The 19,655-nt window shown below is 71.9% G+C and carries 24 protein-coding genes and 1 pseudogene; 7 read left to right on the forward strand and 18 right to left on the reverse strand.

Features of this window, described 5'->3' with window-relative positions:
- Positions 1-147: 147 nt before the first annotated feature.
- The 4 genes from NIE111_RS07160 to NIE111_RS07175 form a co-directional block, all read right to left on the reverse strand.
- Positions 148-798, reverse strand: coding sequence for a GNAT family N-acetyltransferase (locus NIE111_RS07160; RefSeq protein WP_196920962.1), 651 nt, complete (start codon positions 796-798; stop codon positions 148-150).
- Between the two features lie 112 nt (positions 799-910).
- Entirely contained in the window at positions 911-2,224 is a 1,314-nt protein-coding gene (locus tag NIE111_RS07165) for a molybdopterin molybdotransferase MoeA (protein ID WP_091394702.1), read from the reverse strand.
- Positions 2,221-3,183, reverse strand: coding sequence for a UTP--glucose-1-phosphate uridylyltransferase (locus NIE111_RS07170; RefSeq protein ID WP_238683622.1), 963 nt, complete (start codon positions 3,181-3,183; stop codon positions 2,221-2,223). Before NIE111_RS07170 ends, NIE111_RS07165 begins: the two co-directional genes overlap by 4 nt.
- Before the next feature lie 9 nt (positions 3,184-3,192).
- On the reverse strand, positions 3,193-5,547 hold the full coding sequence (locus NIE111_RS07175) for a diguanylate cyclase (RefSeq protein WP_238683623.1): 2,355 nt from the start codon (positions 5,545-5,547) through the stop codon (positions 3,193-3,195).
- Positions 5,548-5,631: 84 nt separating this feature from the next.
- On the opposite strand from NIE111_RS07175, the gene NIE111_RS07180 reads away from it, so the two are divergent.
- Together NIE111_RS07180 and NIE111_RS32200 are read left to right on the forward strand one after the other, a co-directional pair.
- Positions 5,632-6,309, forward strand: a complete 678-nt coding sequence (locus NIE111_RS07180; protein WP_238683624.1) for a 5-formyltetrahydrofolate cyclo-ligase — start codon at positions 5,632-5,634, stop codon at positions 6,307-6,309.
- A pseudogene (locus NIE111_RS32200) lies at positions 6,306-6,512 on the forward strand (FmdB family zinc ribbon protein); the annotation flags it as partial. The gene NIE111_RS07180 and the pseudogene NIE111_RS32200, both read left to right, overlap by 4 nt.
- 14 nt (positions 6,513-6,526) lie before the next feature.
- Here NIE111_RS32200 and NIE111_RS32205 read toward each other — a convergent pair.
- Positions 6,527-6,763 (reverse strand): hypothetical protein, encoded by a 237-nt coding sequence (locus NIE111_RS32205; protein WP_238683866.1) that lies wholly within the window; start codon positions 6,761-6,763, stop codon positions 6,527-6,529.
- Between the two features lie 314 nt (positions 6,764-7,077).
- Between NIE111_RS32205 and NIE111_RS07195 the strand changes: the two genes are divergently transcribed.
- The gene (locus tag NIE111_RS07195; RefSeq protein WP_238683625.1) at positions 7,078-7,281 is read left to right on the forward strand and encodes a hypothetical protein; all 204 of its coding nucleotides are present in this window, start codon (positions 7,078-7,080) and stop codon (positions 7,279-7,281) included.
- Between the two features lie 10 nt (positions 7,282-7,291).
- Here NIE111_RS07195 and NIE111_RS07200 read toward each other — a convergent pair whose 3' ends face one another.
- Positions 7,292-7,474, reverse strand: a complete 183-nt coding sequence (locus NIE111_RS07200; protein ID WP_112581848.1) for a hypothetical protein — start codon at positions 7,472-7,474, stop codon at positions 7,292-7,294.
- Positions 7,475-7,579: 105 nt separating this feature from the next.
- On the opposite strand from NIE111_RS07200, the gene NIE111_RS07205 reads away from it, so the two are divergent.
- Positions 7,580-7,927, forward strand: a complete 348-nt coding sequence (locus NIE111_RS07205; RefSeq protein ID WP_238683626.1) for a hypothetical protein — start codon at positions 7,580-7,582, stop codon at positions 7,925-7,927.
- Between the two features lie 239 nt (positions 7,928-8,166).
- Here the strand turns inward: NIE111_RS07205 and NIE111_RS07210 are convergent, their stop codons facing one another.
- Positions 8,167-8,649, reverse strand: a complete 483-nt coding sequence (locus NIE111_RS07210) for a DUF2231 domain-containing protein (protein WP_238683853.1) — start codon at positions 8,647-8,649, stop codon at positions 8,167-8,169.
- Positions 8,650-8,850: 201 nt separating this feature from the next.
- On the opposite strand from NIE111_RS07210, the gene NIE111_RS07215 reads away from it, so the two are divergent.
- Together NIE111_RS07215 and NIE111_RS07220 are read left to right on the forward strand one after the other, a co-directional pair.
- Entirely contained in the window at positions 8,851-9,279 is a 429-nt protein-coding gene (locus tag NIE111_RS07215; protein ID WP_238671193.1) for a Fur family transcriptional regulator, read from the forward strand.
- Positions 9,280-9,340: 61 nt separating this feature from the next.
- Positions 9,341-10,201, forward strand: coding sequence for an oxygenase MpaB family protein (locus tag NIE111_RS07220; RefSeq protein ID WP_238683627.1), 861 nt, complete (start codon positions 9,341-9,343; stop codon positions 10,199-10,201).
- 21 nt (positions 10,202-10,222) lie between these two features.
- Here NIE111_RS07220 and NIE111_RS07225 read toward each other — a convergent pair whose 3' ends face one another.
- The 11 genes from NIE111_RS07225 to NIE111_RS07275 all read right to left on the reverse strand — a co-directional run bounded on the left by NIE111_RS07225 (position 10,223) and on the right by NIE111_RS07275 (position 18,682).
- Positions 10,223-11,173 (reverse strand): RecB family exonuclease, encoded by a 951-nt coding sequence (locus tag NIE111_RS07225; protein ID WP_274530788.1) that lies wholly within the window; start codon positions 11,171-11,173, stop codon positions 10,223-10,225.
- 13 nt (positions 11,174-11,186) lie between these two features.
- Positions 11,187-11,801: a MarC family protein gene (locus tag NIE111_RS07230; protein WP_091394729.1), complete on the reverse strand. Its 615-nt coding sequence runs from the start codon at positions 11,799-11,801 to the stop codon at positions 11,187-11,189.
- A 41-nt stretch (positions 11,802-11,842) separates the two neighbouring features.
- Complete coding sequence (locus tag NIE111_RS07235; RefSeq protein ID WP_238683629.1) at positions 11,843-12,715, reverse strand: PHP domain-containing protein; 873 nt, start codon at positions 12,713-12,715, stop codon at positions 11,843-11,845.
- Between the two features lie 53 nt (positions 12,716-12,768).
- On the reverse strand, positions 12,769-13,944 hold the full coding sequence (locus tag NIE111_RS07240; protein WP_238683630.1) for a hypothetical protein: 1,176 nt from the start codon (positions 13,942-13,944) through the stop codon (positions 12,769-12,771).
- 83 nt (positions 13,945-14,027) lie between these two features.
- Entirely contained in the window at positions 14,028-14,843 is an 816-nt protein-coding gene (locus tag NIE111_RS07245; protein WP_238683631.1) for a SigE family RNA polymerase sigma factor, read from the reverse strand.
- 103 nt (positions 14,844-14,946) lie between these two features.
- The gene (locus tag NIE111_RS07250) at positions 14,947-15,822 is read right to left on the reverse strand and encodes a PH domain-containing protein (protein WP_088951386.1); all 876 of its coding nucleotides are present in this window, start codon (positions 15,820-15,822) and stop codon (positions 14,947-14,949) included.
- A gap of 6 nt (positions 15,823-15,828) precedes the next feature.
- Complete coding sequence (locus tag NIE111_RS07255) at positions 15,829-15,987, reverse strand: hypothetical protein (RefSeq protein WP_007455302.1); 159 nt, start codon at positions 15,985-15,987, stop codon at positions 15,829-15,831.
- A gap of 116 nt (positions 15,988-16,103) precedes the next feature.
- Positions 16,104-16,850, reverse strand: a complete 747-nt coding sequence (locus NIE111_RS07260; protein ID WP_372488294.1) for a DUF6758 family protein — start codon at positions 16,848-16,850, stop codon at positions 16,104-16,106.
- Between the two features lie 10 nt (positions 16,851-16,860).
- The gene (locus tag NIE111_RS07265; protein ID WP_238683854.1) at positions 16,861-17,484 is read right to left on the reverse strand and encodes a TrmH family RNA methyltransferase; all 624 of its coding nucleotides are present in this window, start codon (positions 17,482-17,484) and stop codon (positions 16,861-16,863) included.
- A gap of 51 nt (positions 17,485-17,535) precedes the next feature.
- On the reverse strand, positions 17,536-18,072 hold the full coding sequence (locus tag NIE111_RS07270; RefSeq protein ID WP_238683633.1) for a hypothetical protein: 537 nt from the start codon (positions 18,070-18,072) through the stop codon (positions 17,536-17,538).
- Positions 18,073-18,166: 94 nt separating this feature from the next.
- Positions 18,167-18,682: a MaoC family dehydratase gene (locus NIE111_RS07275; protein WP_030486570.1), complete on the reverse strand. Its 516-nt coding sequence runs from the start codon at positions 18,680-18,682 to the stop codon at positions 18,167-18,169.
- Positions 18,683-19,230: 548 nt separating this feature from the next.
- On the opposite strand from NIE111_RS07275, the gene trxA reads away from it, so the two are divergent.
- Positions 19,231-19,593, forward strand: coding sequence for a thioredoxin (trxA, locus tag NIE111_RS07280; protein WP_007455291.1), 363 nt, complete (start codon positions 19,231-19,233; stop codon positions 19,591-19,593).
- Positions 19,594-19,655 lie beyond the last annotated feature (62 nt).

Genomic DNA, 19,655 nt, shown 5'->3' on the forward strand with positions numbered 1-19,655 from the left:
CGATCACGCCTGGGCGCGTGGATCGTCCGGCCGGGGAGCGCTTGCCGCAGCTTGCAGTTACTTGAGGTTACGGCGCACCGACCGGGATGCCACCGCGCCGCGCCGATCCCGTCCGTGGGACGAGTGGGCGGATGTCGGGAAATCCTCCTACCGAGCGGTGGCGCGAACCCGGTGCCAGCGGGCCAGCAGGCCACCCTCGGCGGCGATCTCCTCACTCGTCATCGCGTACCCGATGTGGTCCCGCCAGGCGCCGTCGATGTGCATGTAGCGCACGTGGTACGACTCCTCGCGGAAGCCCAGCTTCTCCACCACCCGCCGGGACGGCCGGTTCTCCGGACGGATGTTCACCTCCACCCGGTGCAGCCCGCCCGGGCCGAACGCGTGGTCCACGGCGAGCGCCAGCGCCGTCGGGATCACACCCTGGCCGGCGACCCGCGCGTCGACCCAGTAGCCGACGTAGCCGGAGCAGAGCGCCCGCCGCACGATGCTGCCCACGTTGATGTGCCCGACCAGCCGGTCCCGGTCGGCCTCACGCAGACAGACCGCGAACGGCATGCCCTCACCCTCACGGGCGGAACGCCGCTGGTCACGGTGCACCCAGCGGAACGCGGCCGGCGAGTTCATCTCGTCCCAACCGCCGGGCAGTGACGACTCCCAGGGTGCCAGCCAGGCCCGGTTGGCCCGCCGCACCTCCGACCACGCCGCCGCGTCGGAGCGCCGGTAGGGCCGCAGCAGCACTGGGCCGTCGGCCAACTCCACCGGCCAGCCCGGTGCCCGCGCGGGTCCGAAGAGACTCACCCGCACAGTCTCCCGCGCGGGACCGAGTCGCGCGCAAGTGGTCCCACCGCGTTCACCGCACAGACCCCGACGATCACCCGACGCGGGCCGCGAGCGGACCGGCCGGGACGCGTCACCGGCGGCGGTCCAGCAGCAGGACGTCCACAGTGGAACCGGCTGCGGCCGTGGTGACCCGCTCGCCGAGCACCAGCAGCCCGTTGGCCTCGGCCAACCCGGAGAGGGTGAACGGCCCGCCGCTGAGCGGTTGGACCGTATACCCGCCGCCGCGTCGCTCGGCGACGTGCGCAGGCCGGAACTCGCGCAGCCCCGTTGGCGACGACACGGTCTCCAGCAGGTGTGCCCGCACACTGGGTCGGAACACCGGCTCGGCGCCGGCGAGCAGTTGGATGGCGGGGCGGGCCAGCACCTCGAAGCCGATCAGCGCGGCGCCCGGGTCGCCGGGCAGGCAGACCACCGGCACCTCCTCGGCGCCGACGGTGCCGAACCCGAGCGCGGTGCCGGGGTAGAGCGCCACGTCGGTGAAGGTGACCGGCCCGGCGCGACCGCCCTCACGGCGGGAGAGGATCCGACGCACCATGTCTCCGGGGCCGGTGCCGGTGCCACCGGTGGTGATGATCAGGTCGGCGCGCAGCGTCTGGTCCTCCAGCAACCCGCGCAGCCCCTCCGGGTCGTCGTCGCAGATGCCCACCCGGTACGCCAGTGCGCCCACCTCGGCCGCAGCGGCGGTCAGCGCGTGCGAGTTCGCGTCCACCACCTGACCGGGCTGACTGCCCCGGCCCACGTCGACGAGTTCGTCACCGGTGGCCACGATGACCACCCGTGGACTGGGCCGAACGACCACGTGCCCGATGCCGGTCGCCGCGAAGACGGCGACCAGGGCCGGGGACACGTAGGTGCCGGCCCGGGCCAGCAGGGTGCCGGCGGGCAGCTCCTCACCCGCTCGGCGTACCCCGTACCCCCGTTTGGGGGTACGAAAGATCTCCACCGCGGCCATGCCCTGGTCGGTCCACTCCACCGGGACCACGACGTCGGCGGCGACCGGCAGCGGAGCCCCGGCGGCCACCGAGAAGCACGAGCCGGGGGTGAGCCGGACCGGCCGCCAGCTCGCGGCGCCGAGATCGCCGACCACGTTGAGCCGAATGGTGCGGCCTCCGGGCGTGCCGGAGGGGGCCGGGACGTAACTCGGCCCCCGGCCCCCTCCGGAAATGTCCTCCCAGCGCGCGGCGTAGCCGTCCACGGCAGCCTGGTCGAAGGCCGGGAAGGCGTGCGGCGCGACGACGTCCTCGGCGAGGACGTTGCCGTGCGCCTGGGTGAGGTCGAGGTCGAGTGGCGGCAGCGCGCGCAACCTGCGCAGCACGCTGCCCAGGTAGTCGGCGAGCGGCGTCAACTCGTTCGCGGCCGCCTCGGCGTCGGCCGTCGCGGTCATGTACCAGATCCGCCTGCCGCGTCGGCCTTGACGAAGTCGGCCAGCCAGGACCTGAACTCGGCGCCCAGGTCCTCGCGCTCGGCGGCGATCTGCACCACCGTCTGGAGGTATCCCAGCGGCATGCCGGTGTCGTAGCGGGTGCCGCGGTAGACGATCGCGTGCACCGGGATGCCCTCGGTACGCAGCAGCTCCATCGCGTCGGTCAGCTGGATCTCGCCGCCGCTGCCCGGCTTGGTCCGCCGGATCGCGTCGAAGATCTTGCCCGGCAACACGTAGCGGCCGAGCACCGCGAGGTTGCTCGGGGCGTCCTCGGGCTGCGGCTTCTCCACCATCCCGGTCACCTTGACGACCTCACCGATGTCGGTCAGCTCCGACTCGGCCGGCTCGACGGAGGCGATCCCGTACCGCTTGGTCTCGGACGGGTCGACCTCGAAGAAGGCGAGCACCACACCGCCGGTGCGGGCCTGCAACTCGATCATCGCCGGCAGCAGCGGCTCCGACGGCTTGACGAACTCGTCGCCGAGCAGCACCGCGAAGGGCTGGTCGCCGACGTGCGACTCGGCGTACCCGATGGCGTGGCCGAGCCCGAGCTGCTCGGGCTGCCGCACTGTGTAGATCTCGGCCAGCTCGCTGGGCCGACGTACGGCGGCCAACCGCTCGGAGTCGCCCTTCTCCTCCAACCTGGTCTCCAGGTCCGGGCGACGGTCGAAGTGGTCCACCATCGACGTCTTACCCCGACCGGTGATCAGCAACACGTCACCGATGCCAGCCTGCGTGGCCTCCTCGACGATGTACTGCAACACCGGCCGATCCACCACCGGCAGCAGCTCCTTGGGCACCGCCTTGGTGGCCGGCAGGAACCGGGTGGCCAGTCCGGCCGCCGGGATGACGGCCTTGACCGCCAGGGGACGGCCGTTTGCGGCGACCGTCGATGAGGGGTTCGCTGAGTGCTCCGACATGCCGCGAGACTATCGGCCACGGCTCTGCCGCGGCGGGTGTGGCCCAGAAGACGCGCCGCCACCCGGCCCCGGCCGGGCCGCGTCCGGGCCGGCCCGCGCCGCGCCCGACGCGCTGTCCGGCGTGTCGTCGACCGAATCCGGCCGGGCGTGCGCCGGGCCCGCCAGCGATGATTCCGGTACGCCCACCGCCGGGTCGGACCGGGCGGGCCCGCCCGGCTCCCGGCTGGCCTGCACCGGCTGGCCGGCGCGCGGCAGCCCGTCGGTCGGGCTCACCGCACACGCGAGCACCGGAATTTCCCGGGTCGGCAGATCCGAGCGCGCCTCGGCGACCCGGTACGTGTCGCGGCCCGCCGCCTTGGCCGCGTAGAGCGCGTCGTCGGCGGCCTCCAGCACCTCCCGTCCGGTGCTGCCGTGGTCCGGGAAGACGGCGATCCCCACCGACACTGTCACCAGGACCGGTCCGGCGTACGCCTCGACGGCGATGGGCGTCTCGCGCACCGCCGCGCCGAGCCGCTCGGCCACGATCGCCGCGCCCCGCGCGTCGGTTTCCGGCAGCAGCAGCACGAACTCCTCACCACCCTGACGGAAGGCCAGGTCGACCTCACGGATCTCCCCGCGCACCCGGCGGGCGAACTCGGCCAGGACGGTGTCCCCCGCGGCGTGCCCGTAGGTGTCGTTCACGTCCTTGAACCGGTCCAGGTCCAACGCGAGGACGCTGAGCATCCGCCCGAATCGGCTGGCCCGTTCGACCTCCCGCCGGATCGACTCGCGCAGGTAGCGGTAGTTCCACAGCCCGGTGAGCGGGTCGGTGAGGGAGAGCCGCTGCGCCTCCTCGTGCACCCGGACGTTGTCCACCGCCACTGCCGCGTGCCCGGCGAAGGTGCGCAGGGTGGCCAGGTCGTCATCGTCGAACTCGTCGGCGCCCAACCGGTCGTAGAGGGCCAGCACGCCGAGCGCGGCCGCCGCGCCCGCCTCGTCGACCGGCCCCGAGGGCCCGCCGAGGGTGGCCGTGGCACCGCCGGCCGGGGCGGCGAACGGAACGGCGACGTAGGTGCGACAGCGTGGCTCACCCGTTGGTGCCCCGGTCGGCTCCGCCCTGCCCCGCTGCGGTTCCCCGGTGGCGGCGACCTCGCCGACCACACCGACGCCGACCGGCACCCGCAGCGTCTGCGACCCGTCCGCCTCCTCGGCCGACCAGCGCCCGTCCAACCCCTCGGTGCACTGCGCGACGAGCACCCCGCCGGTCTCCACCAGCAGCACGGCACCCGCACGCGCGCCGGTGGCCCCGATGGCACTGCGCAGGATCACCCGCAGGATCCGTTGCAGGTCGTGCGTGCTGGCCAGGGTGTCGCCGAGCACCGCGAGGTGCCCGCGCAGCTGATCCCGGTTGCTGGTCAACGCCGCGACGTAGGAGCCGGTCTCCCTCGTCATCCGGTTGAACGCGGCGGCCAACCGTCCCACCTCGTCGCGACTGCGTACCGGCACCCGGGCGGTCAGGTCGCCCTGGGCCACCCGGTCGACAGCACCGGCCAGCTCCGCCAGCGGCCGGGTGGTCACCCGGGCCAGCCGCCAGGCGGTCAGCACCGCGAGCAGCCCGGCCAGCACGACCACCCCGACCAGCGTGGCATGCAGCCCAGGTGGCCGTTCACTGGGAACGGAGAGCACCAGTGGCAGCGGCTGCGCGTCGGAGGGCCCGAGCCTGCGCACGTACCGGCCCTCGTTGGTCTCGGTGACCTGCTCTCCCCGTACGCCGACGGCGGCGGCCAGCACCGCGTCGCGGACGTCACCGGACTCGGTCGTGTGGGTGACCCGCGCGGCGCTCGCCCCACTGTCGAGCAGGGTGACCGCCACCCCGGTCACCGCCGCCAGTCGGGCCACGAAGGCCGGGTCGACCAGTTGCGCGGCGGTCACAGTGCCCAGCCGGGTGCCGGCGCGGTCGTGCAGGTCGACCTGGGCGGCCAACGCACGGACCGGGCCGGCCGAGCCGGGGTTCGAGCCCCCGTTCGTGCCCTCGGTCGAGCCGGCGCAGTCCTTCCACGGGGTCGACGGAGCACCGGGCGATATGTAGGTGACCTGGCCGGCCACGTCGGTGACCAGCACCGCTGCGGCCAGGCCCCGGCCGACCAGTTGCGCGGCGGCGACCGCCGGATCGGCGGTGAGCGCCACCGCGTCGGCCGTGGCGCGTAGCTGCTGGCAGAGCGCGTCGACCGAGGTACGAACAGTGGACGCCGCCACCGCCAGGCGCTCGGTGGAGCGGCTGCGGTCGACCGCAGCGACTGTGGAGGCGACGAAGAGCGCGCCGAGCAGGACGGGCCCGAGCACCACCACGAGGAAGGCTGCCGTCAACCGCCCGCGTAGCGTCACTCGTCCCCCCGGAAGTTCCGCCTCCGTTGCTTGCGATGCTGACACAGTGCAACCGTGGGAGAGGCGTTGCGTCAGGAGTGTTGCGTGCCGGAATTTTCTGATGAAGCGGAAGTGACCCGGATGGCGAAGCGGGACACCCGCGTCGAGCTGCTCGCTCGCCGCCGGTCCCTGCCCGCCGAGACCCGGGCAGCCGCCGCCGGGCGCGTGCAGGCCGAGCTGGTCTCCCTGGTACGCCGGCTGCGCCCACACCGGATGACGGCGTACGTGCCGGTCGGCTCCGAACCGGGCGGCGCGGACCTGCCCGAGGTGCTGCGGGCGGCGCTGCCGGCGGACGCCGAGTTGCTGCTGCCGGTGCTCCTGACCGACCTGGATCTGGACTGGGCGGCATATGCCGGGCCCGCTGCCCTGATCGCGGCGGGACGGGGTATCCGTGAACCAGTCGGTGCTCGTCTCGGGGTGGCCGCCGTGGCGCACGCGGAACTCGTGGTCGTACCGGCTCTCGCTGTCGACCGCCACGGTCGACGGCTCGGGCGCGGCGGGGGCTCGTACGACCGCGCACTCGCCCGGGTGCCCCAGGCAGCCCTGACGGTGGTGCCGCTGCACGACGGTGAGCTGGTCGAGGCGCTGCCGGCGGAGCCCCACGACCGTCAGGTGCGCGCGGTCGTCACTCCCGCCGACGGGGTGCGTACGCTTGACGGCGGCCCAGGTGCGGCGCACGGTGTCGCGCCCCACACGTCTGCTGGACGAACCCGGGCCGAATGACGCACCATTGGCACTCGAATACGTCGAGTGCCAACTGGCTGAGCCCAGATCCGGAGGAGAACGTGCCCACGTACCAGTACGCCTGCACCACGTGCGGTCAGCAGCTCGAGGCGGTGCAGTCCTTCTCTGACGAGCCGCTGACCGAGTGCCCGGCGTGTCAGGGGCGGCTGCGCAAGGTCTTCAACTCGGTCGGCATCGTCTTCAAGGGTTCGGGCTTCTACCGCACCGACTCCCGGGCGTCCGGTTCCGAGACGACCGCCGGCGGCACGGCGACCAAGCCGGCGAAGTCCGAGTCGTCCTCCGGTGACAGCTCGTCGTCCTCGTCGGGGTCCTCGTCCTCGTCGGGGTCCTCGTCCTCGTCCGGGTCGTCTTCGGGCTCGTCGTCCTCCTCGGGGTCGTCTTCCGGGTCGTCCTCGGGTGGATCGGGCGGCGGCAAGGCGGCGGCAAGCTCCACGTCCTGATCGCCGAAGGCCCGACCCCACCACGGGTCGGGCCTCGATCAACTCGGTCGCCCCCTCAGCAGACGGGTTGATCCACTCGGGTTCCAGAAAGTCGGCCTGTCCCCGTCGCTCTGACCACCCGGCTTCCGTGATCCGAGTTGATCAAGGCAGGTGCCTTAGCAGGTCGAGGCGGCGGATGGGCGTTATCCACAGGCCGCGCGGTTGTCCACAGGCGTCGGCCAGAGGGTCGGTCGAGGCGGCGAAAGCTGCCTAGCCTGCCGTCCATGGGTGCCACTGCGGCGCTCGGGGACGGGAGGCGGCAGAGGCGATGGTCGATCCGGATTCCGCGCGGGCGTTGCGCCCGCTGCGCCAGCTCACTCTGCCCGGCGGGCGCACCCTGCTTCGGGCCGGCCTGGTCGCCGCGCTGCTCGGCCTGGCCGCCGCAGTCCTGCACACCCCGACCGGATGCCCGCCGACCGCTGTGCCCTCCGACGCACCATCGGTGGCCGGCGACAGGCGGGGAGCTGGTTGAGCCGCCGGGGTCAGTCCCAGTGCGGGGGGCGTTCGGCGAGCAACCAGTCGTCGTTGCCGCCGGACCGCTCGCCCCAACCACGGTCGGTGTCGTCAGAGGTCTGCTCGGGCAGCACCACGAAGTCTTCGCTCAGGTCGACGGCGCGGTCGTCGTCTCCACGTACGCCGTGCGTGCCGGGGTCTTCGGTGCTCACGAGCGGCAAGACTAGCGCAGCCGACGACGGTAGACCTGACGGTCGACCGTGGCACGCCGGCCAGAAGCGACCGGGCCGCCGGTGGCGTTGGTAGCGTCGGACGGCGTGACGACCCCCAGCGGTGGCAGCACCTCGGACGACTACTGGCGACGGCCCGACACCGGCGACGACGCCGTGGCGGACCAACCTCCCACCGCGCCCGCGGCCACACCACCGGCCGGGGGTCCTGCCACCGGATACTCCGGCCCGCCGCCGAGCGTGGCGCCGCCGGCGGGTTGGCGTCCACCCGTACATCTGCAGCCGGTGCCGCCACGACAGTTGCCGCCGCAGGACATGGCCGGCCTGGACGCGGCCGAGCAGCGCTCGCAGAGGGTCACCTACGGCTTCGGCGCGGCGGCCGGCGTGGTGCTGCTGGTTCTACTCTGCCTGCTCTGCTCGCGAGTGATCTTCTGATCCTCACCCCTGGCAGCAGCAGTGGCACTGGCGTGGAGGAACAGGTCCGGGAGCGCAACCCCCAGCATGCGTGTTGGCTGGCCTGGCACGTCGATGTGCTGTTGAGCGGCATACCTCAGAGTCATATTCATACCTCTGAGGTATGCCGCTCAATGCCGTGTCCGCCCCGACGGTGGCGACCGCCGGGGCGGACACAGCCCCAGCCAGGTCCAGTGCAGTCGATCAGAAGGGACAGCAGCTCAGAGGGTCGTGCCCCAAACCGTCTCGGCACCGGAGTGGCCGGTCAGGTAGACGTAGACCAGTGCGGCGATGGAAAGCCCCACGGCCGCTACCGCCAGCACCGGGGTGACCAGCGCGGGCAGCTGCGGCACCCGAGGGTGCCCACTTGTCGCCACGAGCAGCAGGATGGCCACGATCCCGAGCGGCACCACGACGCGCAACAGGATGTCACCGTAGCGGGAGTGCTCGAAGATCTGATCGAGGATCGGCCCCTGGAAGCCCCGGGCCACCAGCGCGTCGGTCAGTGCCTCACCCGACTTGACCGCGACGTAGGCGGTCACCGGCGCGGCCACGGCGAGGAGGCCCAGGGCCCAGTCCAGCCGGTGCCGCCACCGCGGTAGCCCCACGTACGCGATGGCCAGCACCGCCAGCAGCGGCACGAACACGACGACAGCGTGGATTACCAGGACGTGCACCGGTAGACCCAGGATCTCCTCGAACATCGAACCCTCCAGGTGGATCATGGTCAGGGGTGGTCAGCCTATGGTCCGCCGATCGTCCGCAGGCTCTCGACCGGTGACACGCGCGGCGCGTCGATCGGGTTCATCCTCTGGGCCGTACTCCCGATCTTGCCTGGCTGTGTCGGTGGCCACCCGGAGCGGGCGACGGTTGTCGATGCGGGTCGGGCGTGTTGTCATTGGCCAATGTCCGGTGCCGAGGAGCTGCTGCGGTCGAGGGGCCTGCGCGTCACGCGCCCCCGCCTCGCGGTGCTGGACGTGCTCGCCGACGGCGGCCACCTGGAGGTCGACGAGATCACCCGGCGGGTGCGCGAACGCCTCGACTCGGTCTCCACCCAGGCCGTCTACGACGTGCTGGGCGCGCTGTCCCGGGCCGGGCTGTCACGCCGGATCGAGCCGGCGGGCAGTCCCGCCCGCTATGAGGCGCGGGTGGGCGACAACCATCACCACGTGGTCTGCCGGGGCTGCGGCGAGATCGCCGACATCGACTGCGCGGTGGGCAGCGCGCCATGCCTGGAGCCGAACAGCGCGCACGGGTTCGAGGTGGACGAGGCCGAAGTGACGTTCTGGGGCCTCTGCCCGGGCTGCCGGGCCCGCCGCTCCGCCGACGTCTGATCAGCCGGCACCGGCAGCACGTGAACCGGCGAGGTCGGCCCGACCGTGGCACTCTTGGGCGGTGGACTCCGATGACCTCGGCCTTTTCGGTCCGGGTTCGGTCACGTGGAAGGTGCACGAGGAGCCGATCCTGATCGTCGCCGGCCTGCGCTCGCTCTACCTCCAGGCGTTGCACCCCCGGGCCATGGCCGGGGTCGCGCAGAACAGCAACTACCGCACCGACGCCTGGGGCCGACTGGTCCGTACCGCTACCTATGTGGCGACCACCGTCTACGGGACCACCGCCGAGGCGGAGGCCGCCGGAGCCCGGCTGCGCCGCCTGCACGACCGGCTGCGGGCCACCGACACGCTCACCGGTGAGCAGTTCCGGATCGACGAACCGGACCTGCTGCGCTGGGTGCACGTGACCGAAGTCGAGTCGTTCCTGAGCACGGCCCGACGCGCCGGGCTGCCGCTGAGCGACGACGAGGTGGACGCCTACTACACCGAACAGCGCCGCGCCGCCGCCCTTGTCGGCCTGGACCCGGCCACCGTTCCAGGGACCGCCGCCGAGGTCGCGGACTACTACGAGACCGTACGGCCACAGTTGCGGATGACCCGGGAGGCCGCCGAGACGGCGGTGTTCCTCACCGCCCCGCCGCTGCCGTGGAAGCTCAGCCTGCCGGTCCGGTTGGGGCTCACCCTTGGCCCGCCACGCTGGGCGTACCTGGGAATCGCCGGCACAGCGTTCGCGCTGCTGCCGACGTGGGCACGCCGAATGTACGGAGGTCTCGGTCTACCGACCACCGAGCTGTCGGCGGACCTGAGCCTGCGCGCGCTGCGGCTCGCGTTCGCCGCCGTCCCCCGCCGCTACCTGGAGGGACCGTTGATTCAGGCAGCAAAGGAGCGGGCCGCACGGCACGCCGCCTCGCTGCCCGGCTGACCCGACCCTCTGCACGGGCGATCAGCCGTCGGCGGGCCGGTCCATGGCCGCCCACGGCTCCTTGCCCGGGACCTGCGCGCCCGTCGGGCAGTGCCGCCGAAAGTCGCACCAGCCACAGCGCGGGCCGGGCGCCACCGGGAAAGCCTCGTCCGCGTCGGCGCCGTCGGAGACCGCGCGCTCGGCGGCCATGATGTCGCGGGCTGTCTCTTCCGCGCGGGTCAGTTGTCGGGCCAGCGACTCGACTGTGTGGTCGTGGCCGGCGACCGTGCCGGTCGGCAGGTGGTGCAGCTCCACCCGGCGGCACGGCCGACGGAACACCCGCTCGGCGGCGTACGCGTAGAGCGCCAGCGCCTGCGAGCCCCGGGCGTCGTCAGTGTCCAGCCCGGTGCGGCCGGTCTTGTAGTCGACGATGACCAGCTCCGGCCCCTCCGGGCCGGGCCGCGAGTCGATCCGGTCGGTACGACCGTTGAACGCCAGCACTGCTGTCTTGACCGCCACCACCCGCTCCACGCCGAGCGGGTCGGAATCCGGCTCCAGCGTCTCGACGTACGCCTCGAGCCATCCCAACGCCCGCCGGTAGGCGGCCCGCTCCTGCTCGTCGTCGCGGTAGCCCTCGCGGACCCAGGTGCCCTTGAGCAGCGTGGCCAGCGCCTCGGGACGCCGCCGGTCGGCGGGCAGCGCATACCAGTTCTTCAGGGCGGTGTGCACGCTGGCGCCGAGCGAGTTGTGCGCCCACGGTGGGCCCTTGGGCGGGGCGGGGCGGTCGACGTAGGAGTAGCGGTAGCGACGCGGGCAGTCCGCGTACGCGCCGAGCTTGCTCGGGGTGCAGACGAACAGCCGCTCCGGCATGCCCTCGAAGCCGAGCTGCTCGGCGTCGCCGGCGCGTTGCCGCGGGGCACGGCCGCCGGCGGCCGGCCGCCCCGCTGATGAGGATCGTCGCACGCCTGCGATCCTGCCATCCGCCTCCGACATCGCGCGCGTGCCGTCAGGCCATGTTCACGTACTGCGTGACGAAGGCGGCCACCGCGTCGGCGATGAGCTGCACGGCGATCGCGGCCAGCAGCAGGCCGGCGATCCGGGTCAGCACCTCGATCCCGCCCGGCCGGAGGATCTTCACGATGCCGCCGGAGAAGCGCAGGACGATCCAGACGGCGACCATCACGGCGAGGATCGCCACGGCGATGGCGCTGAACTCTCCCAGCCCGTCGGCCTGCTGGACGAAGAGCATGGTGGCCACGATGGCGCCCGGACCGGCCAGCAACGGCGTGCCCAGCGGCACCAGCGCGATGTTGGAGGTGACCTGCTGGCTCGGGTCGTCGGCCTTGCCGGTCAGCAGCTCCAAGGCGACGAGTACGAGCAGCAGGCCACCGGCCGCCTGCAACGCCGGCAGGTCCACGTGCAGGTAGTCGAGCAGGGTCTGCCCGGCCACCGCGAAGATCACGATGACGCCGAGCGCCAGCGCGACGGCCTGCCAGGCTGCCCGGTTGCGGTCGCGGGCGGGCAGCGGGCCGGTCAGCGCCAGGAAGATCGGCATCATGCCCGGCGGGTCGGTGATCACCAGCAGGGTCACGAAAACCTCGCCGAACAGCTTCAGATCCACGTGATCAACCTAGCCGCGCAGCGATGGGCGAAATACCCGGATCAGCCCGAAGCGACCTCGGTCACCCCCTCGGCGACGATCCGCTCGTACGCCTCGACGCTGGTGCTGAACGCGCCGAGTTGGACGGTCTTGTGGGTGCCGTGAAAATCCGAGGAGCCGGTGACGAGCAGACCCAGCTCGGCGGCGAGCGCCCGCACGTGTTCCCGCTCGGCCGGGCTGTGGTCCTCGTGGTCGGCTTCGAGCCCGGCGAGCCCGGCGGCGGCCAGCTCGGCGATCAGCTCGTCGGGCACCACCCGGCCACGTCGGGTGGCTCGCGGGTGGGCGAAGACCGGCACGCCTCCGGCCGCCCGGACCAGCCGGACGGCCCGGAACACGTCGATGTCCTCCTTGGGCAGCCGGTACCGCTCGCCCAGCCAGTCCGGGCCGAACGCCTCCCGGACGCTGCCGACCAGGCCGACGCGGATGAGTGCCTGCGCGATGTGCGGGCGTCCCACTGTGCCGCCACCCGCACCGGCCAGGATGTCCGGCCAGTTCACGTCGATGCCATCGGCCCGCAGGAGACCGACCATCCGTTCGCCACGCTCTTCCCGAGCGGCTCGGACCCGCGCCAGCTCGGCCACCAGCTCCGGGTGGTCCGGATCGAACAGGTACGCGAGCAGGTGCAACGACACCGCCGGCTGCGCACCGGACCAGCGACACGACAACTCCGCGCCCCGGATCAGGCGCAGACCTGGCGGCAGCGCGCCGACTGCCGGCGCCCAGCCGGCCGTGGTGTCGTGGTCGGTGATCGCCAGCACGTCCAGCCCGGCGTCGAAGGCCGCGCCGACCAGCTCGGCCGGGGTCAGCGTGCCGTCGCTGGCCGTCGAGTGGGCGTGCAGGTCGATCCGGGGGGCGGGGCCGGTACGCGAGGTCACCGCCCGACGTTACCGAGGAAACGGTGAGCCCGGCTCACATGGGTCACCCGGGGTCAGAAGCCCTTCACCAGGATCGGCCGCTCTCCGGCCGGCATGCCGGGCACCGCAGCAGGGCTGGCTGGCTTTCCCCCCCGCACCTGGCCGACGTCGACCCGGACCAGCTCGCCGGTGCCGTCGAGGTAGGAGGCCTGGGTCTCGTCGCTCCACACGATCGCCCCGGTCATCGGCGGCCCGGCCGCAACGGCTGTCGCTCCCGGCCCGAGCCGCTGAAGGTCGACGAGCAGGGACCGACCGGCCGTGCCACTCCCCTCGTTGACCAGCAGCCACCGCCCGTCCGGCGAAACCCCGCCGACGCCGTCCCGACTCAGGTCTGGACCGCAGCCGGTGCGTACCGGGTCCAGGCGACGTGTCGGGGTGAGGATGGCGAGGCACGTCCGGTCCGGATCGGTAGTGGTGACCTGGCCGACGAGCCGCCCGTCGGGCAGCCGCCCGTAGACGTTGAGGCTCTCCCGGTCGAGGGCCTCGGGCAACGGCCCCGCACCGGGCCGCCAGAGCGTGTGACCGGCGTCGGCCCTGTCGAGTCGGACCAGCACGCTGTCACCGACGAACCGGACGGGCTCCGCCGCCGCCGGCACCGGGGTACGCACCGACCCGATGAGTTGGGTGCCGACCACGCCCGCCATCAGGAGATCGTCTCCGTCGCGCCAGGCGACCTGGTGGCTGTCCGGGGCCAGGACGATCGCGCCGGCACCGGCCAGCAGCACCTGCACCAGGCCGTCGTCCTGCACCACCCACAGGGAGCGTCCCGCGGTGCTCGGCGCGCCGACCACCAGCCAACCGCCGCCGCTGGGCAGCGGCTGGACGCGTTCGGCCGGCCCGACGTCGGGCAGCACCAGCCGCCGCCCGTCGGCGCTGACCAGCGTCTCGCTGATGAGAAGAGAGGTCGACGTCGTGGGCGAGGGTGCGGGACCGGGAATGCTGGCCGTCGGAAGCGGTCGGTTGGTCGGGTCCGGGTCGCCGATCACGACGATGGGTGAGCCGTCCCGCCTGGTCTCGGCACCGAGCTGGGCCATGCCGGCGCTGAGCAGCACTGTGGTGACCGCCGCGAGGGCGAGGCCGGCGGCGGTGCGTCGACGCCGGATCCGGTTCGCGCGACGGATGGCCTGGCCGGCCGGATCGACGCTCAGCGGGCGGGCAAGGGCGACCTGGTGCGAGAGTGTCTCCCGCACCGCACCTTCCATCTCGTCAGGCCGCACCTGGTAAGAACGCTGCGGGCCGTCCCTCAGGTTGTCGCGCCGGCCCGGGAGATGACTCACTGCTGTTCCCCGGAACCCGTGCCGACGGGCACGGCCGCCGGGGCGGTGGGCAGGACGACCTGCGGGGTGATCGCACGCGGCACGGCGGGGCGCGGCGCGGTCGGGCGGGCCACGGGTCGGCCAGCCGCCCGTCCGGGACGGGGTGTGGCAGCGGCACCGGTGGCCGGGACTCGCCCGGTCCGGGAGCCCGAGCCCGTCGTCCGGCCGGGGGCACCGGTCGCGGCCACCGCTCCCGCACCGCCGGCAGCGGCAGACCTGCCAGCGATGCCGGCGGCGGCCGATCTGCCGGCGATGCCGGCGGCGGCTGCCAGCTCTGGTGCGTCCGCGCCCAGTCGCCGACGCAGCGTGGCGAGCGCCCGGGACGCCTGGCTCTTTACAGTGCCCGGCGAAATGTCCAGCATCGCGGCGGTCTGCGCCTCCGACATGTCCTCGTAGTAGCGCAGCACCAACACTGCCCGCTGCCGGTTGGGCAACTCCCGGAGATGCCGCCAGAGCAGGTCACGGTCAAGTTGCTGCTCGATCTCGTCGACGCCGGCCCGCTCGGGCAGCACCTCGGTCGGGCGTTCGCCGTGCCAGCGTCGCCGCCACCAACTGGTCGACGTGTTGACCATCACACGCCGGGCGTACGGCTCGACCGCCTCGATTCCGCCGAGCCGTTTCCACGCGAGGTAGGTCTTCGTCAGCGCCGTCTGGAGCAGATCCTCGGCCGTGGCCCAGTCGCCGGTGAGCAGATAAGCGGTGCGTAGGAGCGCGGCGGAGCGGGCCGCGACGAACTCGCGGAACTGCTCCTCCAACGAGTCCTTGCTCGCCACCGCCCACCTCCACACCCCTGCCGTCCTGGCAGAGTGCCACGTCAGGGGCGCCCTGGTCCATGACGAAAGGTGCGCACTTGCTCCGATGTTCGGTCGAAAACCTTCACGCTCCGTCGTCGGCCTTGGCCTCGTCGGCCTCCTTGCCGAGCCGCGCCTCGACCGCCTGCGGCTCGTACATCTCCTCGACGACGCGCAGGTAGAGCTCGTTCGGGTTGGGCAGGTTCTTGATCTCGCGGAGCGCCTGCTCCTGGCCGGCGGACTCCAGCACGAAGGTGCCGTAGTTGAGCGCTCGACCGGTCGGGGTCTGCTCGTACTTCATGTCCGTGACCCGGACCAGCGGCATCATCGCCACCTTGCGGGTGACGATGCCGTTGACCACCATGACCCGCTTGTTGGTCAGGATGAACCGGTCATACCACCAGTCGGCGACCTTCCACGCCACCCAGCCCATCACCGCGAACCACAGCAGCACGGCGATGGTGGTCAACGCGCCGACGTCCTGGCCGGCGAGGAAGCCGGAGAGGTAGCCGAGCACGAAGGTCGCCGCGACGCCGATCAACAGCGGGTTGGTGAGGTGGATCCAGTGTCGCTTCCACTCGCCCCGGTAGCGCTCGGTGGGGAAGAGGTAGCGAGCCACCAGAGAACTGGGCTCGTCTTCCAGTGGCAGCACCCGCCGAGGGGTCGAGCCGGTCGCGTCGGCACGCAACCCGGCCAGCTCGTCCTCGGAGATCTGCGGCGGCTGGTAGCTGGCCTCCGGATCACGGATCCACCCCCGACCGGAACGACCCTGACCGGCATAGCCGGGCCCGTCGCCATAGCCGACGTCGTCCGAAAGGGACGGACCGTCGGACAGGCCGGGACCGGCCCCGTAGCCCGGGCCGTCATCAGGCCCGATCCGCGGGATCGGCTCGGTGTCGCGCTCGCGGCGTTCCCGGTCGGGGTCGTCCGGGTCGAAGGGTGGACCGGAGGGGCTGCCCATCGGCTGCTAGGCGACGAGGCTGGTGAAGAAGTCGCCAAACCCCTGGGCGATATCCATGATCCCGCCGCCGAGCGACTTGAACACGTCCGCCGCAGAGTTTGGCCGGTAGGCGACGAAGAAGATCAAGAATGCGATTCCGGCCCAGGTGAGGACCTTCTTGACCATGGCGGGCCATCCTCTCGCGCGGCGCCGGGTCCCATTACCGCAGCGGCACCCAGAGTATCAGTGTGGTGTCGTACAGTGAATATCTGCGTCCGTTCTCCGTCAATCCGGAAGAGTTGTCAAGCTCTACCGGGTAGATACGGGGACGGTGCGCCGTACACGAGCTCGGGCGGAGTCCACTCGGTCAGGTCGTGTAGCACGACGTCTTCCGCGAGCAGGTGACCCGCACTCGCCGGCCAGGCTATCGCATGGAGCCACATTCCCCGAGCTTCGCCGGCGTACGCGCTTCGATCCGTTGATGAATTCACCACCCACAGTGGAGTCGGGTGCCCGCCGACCTTGATCTTCGCCTGTCCGACGTGGTCGGGGTGACCCGACCCCGGGTCGGTCAACGCGTCCACCAACTCCGGCCCCGGGTCCGGGCCGGTCAGACCGGCGAGCCGGGTGCCCAGGCCGACACCGGGTTCCTCGGCCACGAAGACCAGATCGGCCGGACCACCACCGAGCGGCGCCGGGCCCGCGCAGGCCACCACCGTCGCCCGCACGCCCGTCCGGTCGTCCCCGGCGTACGCGACGCCGGTGAGTGTCCAACCGGGCGGCAGCGGCCACGGGCACCACAACGGCGTCACCGGCGGATCGCCGGTCGCGGTGATCCGTTCCACCACGCTCGCCACGATGTCCGCTCCGATGTGCTCGGGCACGTGCAACGGCGGCACCGGGCCGCAGCGCACACACCTCGAGTCGGTGTTCATCAGATCCGGCGCCCGTACCAGGCCCCCGCATCTCGGACAACTCACCGCGACACTCACATCCCCACCGTCGCCCCGGACCGCCGGCACGTCAAGCCGGAACGTCCGATTCGGCACCGTACGTGGGTCAGTCCGGCGGCGTACCGGCGTGCGCGCGGATCCAGGCGTGCATGGCGATTCCGCTGGCCACGCCCGCGTTGATCGACCTCGTCGAGCCGTACTGGGCGATGGAGTAGAGGTGGTCGCAGGCCGCACGGGCCGGCGCGGAGAGGCCGGGCCCCTCCTGGCCGAACAGCAGCACGCAGTCCCGCGGCAGGGTGCCGGTCTCCAGCGGACGCGACCCCGGCAGGTTGTCGATGCCGAACACCGGCAACTGCCGCTCGGCCGCCCAGGCGACGAACTCCTCGATCGTCTCGTGGTGCCGTACGTGCTGGTACCGGTCGGTCACCATCGCGCCGCGCCGGTTCCACCGTCGCCGTCCGACGATGTGCACCTCGGCGGCGTTGAACGCGTTGGCGTTGCGCACCACGGTGCCGATGTTGAAGTCGTGCTGCCAGTTCTCGATAGCGACGTGGAAGCCGTGCCGGTGCCGGTCCAGGTCGGCGACGATCGCCTCGTGCCGCCAGTAGCGGTAGCGGTCGACGACGTTGCGCCGGTCCCCCTCCGCGAGCAGTTGCCTGTCGTAACGGGGGTCGTCCGGTGGGTCCCCCGGCCAGGGGCCCACGCCCACCTCGAGTTGGTCGTCGGTCACGGTCATCAGAGGGTACGGACCCCGTCGGCGCCGGCCGCGACGACCTGCCGGTCAGCCCAGGTCGAGGGCGGCACCGAGCCGGTCCAGGAAGCGCCGGTCCGCCGGGCTGGCCGGTGGGTCCACCCGGCGCGCGCCGGTGCCGGGCACCGCGCGACAGACCCGGGCCGCTACCGACTGCACCCACTGGCGGTACGCGGCCGAGTCGGCAGGGTCGGCCCGCCGCCGGAGGACCCGGCTCGCCGCACGACAGGCGGCCAGCAGGTCCACCAGGTCGGTGAGCCGCTCGGCGGGTTGCGGGGCGCCGTCGTGGCGGGCGTAGATCGTGGCGACCACCGCGCGGACCAGGTCGCTGTCGGAGGCTCGGCCCGCGGCCACGGCATCCAGACCGGCCAGGCCGGCCAGGACTCCACGCTCCGTCCGGCCGGGAGCGGGTGCCGCGGCGGCCACGAGAACCCGACCGGGCAGGCTGGTGAGCAGATCCCACTCGGCGGCGGAGTAGACAGCGGTGGTCAAGGGTGCGGCTCGGCGGCCGGCAGAGGACGGCTCTCCCGCTACGGAGTGGCTCATCGGAACCTCCGGCGTCAGCATATGCCCCGCGACGGGAACAGGGCCCCTTCCCCAGCAGACCCGCGCAGGGGAAGGAGCCCGGTGTTCGTCGACGGTCGAGCCTGCCGCGCGGCTGTCAGCGCGGCTCGGGGAAGCTGGGCCGCTCCGGATCCACTCCGTCGGGCACCGCAGCGGCCGCGTACTCCCGCTTGGGGACCATCACCTTGCGCCGGAACACGCAGACCATCGTGCCGTCCTGGTTGTAACCACGGGTCTCCACCGACACCACGCCCCGGTCGGGTTTCGAGCCGGACTCACGCTTGTCCAGCACCGTGGTCTCGCCGTAGATGGTGTCGCCGTGGAAGGTCGGCGCGACGTGCCGCAGCGACTCGACCTCCAGGTTGGCGATCGCCTTGCCACTCACGTCGGGCACCGACATGCCGAGCAGCAACGAGTAGATGTAGTTGCCGACCACGACGTTGCGCTTGAACTGGCTCGCCGTCGCGGCGTAGTGCGCGTCCATGTGCAGCGGGTGGTGGTTCATGGTGAGCAGGCAGAAGAGGTGGTCGTCGTACTCGGTGACGGTCTTGCCCGGCCAGTGCCGGTAGACCGCGCCGACCTCGAACTCCTCGTAGTAGCGACCGAACTGCATGCTGGTCCCTTCGACGGGCGGCGATGGAGTTCGGCACAGCATGCCTTATCGATGGTTAAGGCGACCGGCGGGGCGCGACGGCGGCGGAAATGTCACACCGGTCACTCGCCTGGGGGGAGACGCAATGAGCGGCGGGGCCCTCCCCGGCACCCGCCGCCCACGCTCTGATGTGAGGAATTCTGCCCTACGCCTGCGTAGGTTCAACAGAGATCGCGGTCACATTTATCTTTTTGTAACACTACTGTGTGTGACGATGGGGAGGTTGATCAGCGATCTCCGCAGGCCGGATACCTCCTTGTCAAGGCCCAAGTTACCGATTCGTAGTGCTCAATCGCGTGGATCTCCCTGGAAACGCTCCCATTACCGCAGGTCACGCAAGTGCGTCATGCACTTGCGTTCCGCAGGTCGGGTGTGAACAGATGCACGTCGATGACCTGCGGCACCCCCCGGCAGCCCCGGGCACGTTTCGTGCCCCACCGCACGGGAATTCGATACGGTCAGCCCTGGTTCTACGGGACGTAGATAAACCGCGGTGATCGGAGAGTGCAATGGCAACCGTTGAGCTGACCTCGACGAACTTCGACGAGGTGACCGGCAACGACGGCATCGTCCTGGTCGACTTCTGGGCCGACTGGTGTGGTCCGTGCAAGCGGTTCGCCCCGGTCTACGAGCGCTCCTCGGAGAAGCACCAGAACATCGTCTTCGGCAAGGTCGACACGGAGGCTCAGCAGGAGCTGGGCGCCAAGTTCGACATTCGCTCGATCCCGACGATCATGGCGATCCGAGACGGCGTCATCGTCTTCGCCCAGCCGGGCGCCCTTCCCGAGTCCGCGCTGGAGAACCTGATCGAGCAGGTCGAGGCGCTGGACATGGACGACGTCCGCAAGCAGCTGGCCGAGCACAACCACTGAGTCGTCCCCACGACGACACCGAAGGCCGGGCCCGATGCGGGCCCGGCCTTCGTCGTACCCCC

The sequence above is a fragment of the Micromonospora hortensis genome, assembly GCF_022230935.1.
GTDB classification, from domain to species: Bacteria; Actinomycetota; Actinomycetes; order Mycobacteriales; family Micromonosporaceae; genus Micromonospora; species Micromonospora hortensis.

What these genes read in the sequence shown, in the direction of transcription:
- NIE111_RS07165 (WP_091394702.1), bottom strand. Translation starts at nt 2,224, where the DNA reads ATGACCGCGACGGCCGACGCCGAGGCGGCCGCGAACGAGTTGACGCCG.
- NIE111_RS07170 (WP_238683622.1), bottom strand. Translation starts at nt 3,183, where the DNA reads ATGTCGGAGCACTCAGCGAACCCCTCATCGACGGTCGCCGCAAACGGC.
- NIE111_RS07195 (WP_238683625.1), top strand. Translation starts at nt 7,078, where the DNA reads ATGGTCGATCCGGATTCCGCGCGGGCGTTGCGCCCGCTGCGCCAGCTC.
- NIE111_RS07210 (WP_238683853.1), bottom strand. Translation starts at nt 8,649, where the DNA reads ATGTTCGAGGAGATCCTGGGTCTACCGGTGCACGTCCTGGTAATCCAC.
- NIE111_RS07215 (WP_238671193.1), top strand. Translation starts at nt 8,851, where the DNA reads ATGTCCGGTGCCGAGGAGCTGCTGCGGTCGAGGGGCCTGCGCGTCACG.
- NIE111_RS07225 (WP_274530788.1), bottom strand. Translation starts at nt 11,173, where the DNA reads ATGTCGGAGGCGGATGGCAGGATCGCAGGCGTGCGACGATCCTCATCA.
- NIE111_RS07250 (WP_088951386.1), bottom strand. Translation starts at nt 15,822, where the DNA reads ATGGGCAGCCCCTCCGGTCCACCCTTCGACCCGGACGACCCCGACCGG.
- NIE111_RS07255 (WP_007455302.1), bottom strand. Translation starts at nt 15,987, where the DNA reads ATGGTCAAGAAGGTCCTCACCTGGGCCGGAATCGCATTCTTGATCTTC.
- NIE111_RS07270 (WP_238683633.1), bottom strand. Translation starts at nt 18,072, where the DNA reads ATGCTGACGCCGGAGGTTCCGATGAGCCACTCCGTAGCGGGAGAGCCG.
- NIE111_RS07275 (WP_030486570.1), bottom strand. Translation starts at nt 18,682, where the DNA reads ATGCAGTTCGGTCGCTACTACGAGGAGTTCGAGGTCGGCGCGGTCTAC.
- trxA (WP_007455291.1), top strand. Translation starts at nt 19,231, where the DNA reads ATGGCAACCGTTGAGCTGACCTCGACGAACTTCGACGAGGTGACCGGC.